Origin of the sequence: Rhodococcus sp. FH8, from assembly GCF_019266085.1 — a bacterium.
Classification (GTDB): Bacteria; Actinomycetota; Actinomycetes; order Mycobacteriales; family Mycobacteriaceae; genus Rhodococcus_F; species Rhodococcus_F qingshengii.
The window spans coordinates 1-1,303 of sequence record NZ_LPNQ01000064.1 but is presented as its reverse complement, the minus strand read 5'-3'; the positions used below and the strand labels follow the sequence as shown (position 1 = coordinate 1,303).

Annotated in this window: 1 protein-coding gene and 2 pseudogenes; 1 reads left to right on the top strand and 2 read right to left on the bottom strand. The window is 59.3% G+C overall.

The genetic code is table 11. The features are described 5' to 3' along the window. Positions 1–180: pseudogene (locus tag ATN38_RS32760) on the top strand (DUF1016 domain-containing protein); the annotation flags it as partial. 129 nt (positions 181–309) lie between these two features. Here ATN38_RS32760 and ATN38_RS14280 read toward each other — a convergent pair. Both ATN38_RS14280 and ATN38_RS14275 read right to left on the bottom strand, forming a co-directional pair. Then, entirely contained in the window at positions 310–1,107 is a 798-nt protein-coding gene (locus ATN38_RS14280) for a hypothetical protein (RefSeq protein WP_003941256.1), read from the bottom strand. Then, positions 1,107–1,303, bottom strand: a pseudogene (locus tag ATN38_RS14275) (hypothetical protein); the annotation flags it as partial. The gene ATN38_RS14280 and the pseudogene ATN38_RS14275, both read right to left, overlap by 1 nt.

Here is a 1,303-nt window from a genome sequence, read left to right as displayed (position 1 = left end):
GTCCGGTATTCACTTGCCGGGACAACTGCACCCCTCGCCGTAGCCGACTACACCTATGAGACTCTCCCCTCCCAGGTTCGCGATCTCGTCCCTACCGACGACGAGATCGCGGCAGCTGTGGAAGCCACTGTTTCCGAACTCGACTCCCAACTGCCCGTCAAACCTGACAACTCCGGCTGAGAGGCGCCATTCGATTTTCGAACCTGGCCGACATATCCTCTGGTGCCGAGATCGCTACCGGTGTTTCGCACGAGGGTCTGCGAACGCGATGCCTGGTCCCGCCCGGTGCGTCGAGGAGCAGGGGGAGTTCTATGTCCAGTCGATGTGGACGGATTCGATGGAATCGAAGTGAAATCCGAAAGTGTCGCCGTACTGGTCGAATCCCTTGTTTTCCGGGTAATCCATCGTGGCGTGACGTTCGAGGATGGCAACCACTCGGGCATGATCGTCGTTGGCCAAAGCCATGGCGAGTTCTCGTGTTTCGTCGAGACTGAAGGGGCTGTCGGAGTTCGCGAAATCGAGGGTACGCACTCGATAGTCGTAACCTTCTTCGGAACCGTTGCGGACGGACACTCCCCCGCGGACTCGGATGGTGGCCTTTTTGGGTTGCCCGTCGGGTCGTAGGACGCCGGCGCGGTCCATGATGTCGCGAGCTTTGACGTTTTTGAGTTTCTTTTTCGCGTCAGCGCGCAGTTCGTTCGTTTCCCCGGAACGGTAGCGAGAGACCGCTGATCGTGAACGGCCGATTTTCTTTGCGACAGCGTCGATTCCGCCGAGGCGTTCGATGGCGGCTCGCCGTTGTGCACGTTCGGTGACGTCGGGGTGCGGGATTCGTCCTTGCTGCGCCCAGCGGCGCAGTGTTCGGTCAGAGGGTGGCTTTCTCCCGGCGTCGACAGCTGCTTGCCGTAGGCCTTCTTTACCGATTTCGGTACGGAGCTGGCGTACGGAGACTTTGCTGGTGAGTCCGGCCAATCCCCCACTTTTGACCGATTTCGATTTTTCGACACCACTGGTCGCTGCTGTCGAGACGGATACGTTGAGTCCGTCCAAGCCGACGGTCTTCTGTGCGGGTTTGGTTGATCGCGGTTTCGGAAGATGCAGGGCCACTATATGTTTCCTTCATCTTCGTCGGTGAACGCAGCTTTGAGTGCGAGGTTGATCTCGTGGGTGTCGCGTGCGTCGGTCAGCATGACGGTTATGTTTTCGGTGAGCGGGGCGCTCTTTTCCAGAGTCATTTTCCCGAGTGCGTCACTCTCGTCTGCGATGTCGATGCCCGGGGGCAGGGGGTAGACCCAGGAGTCGG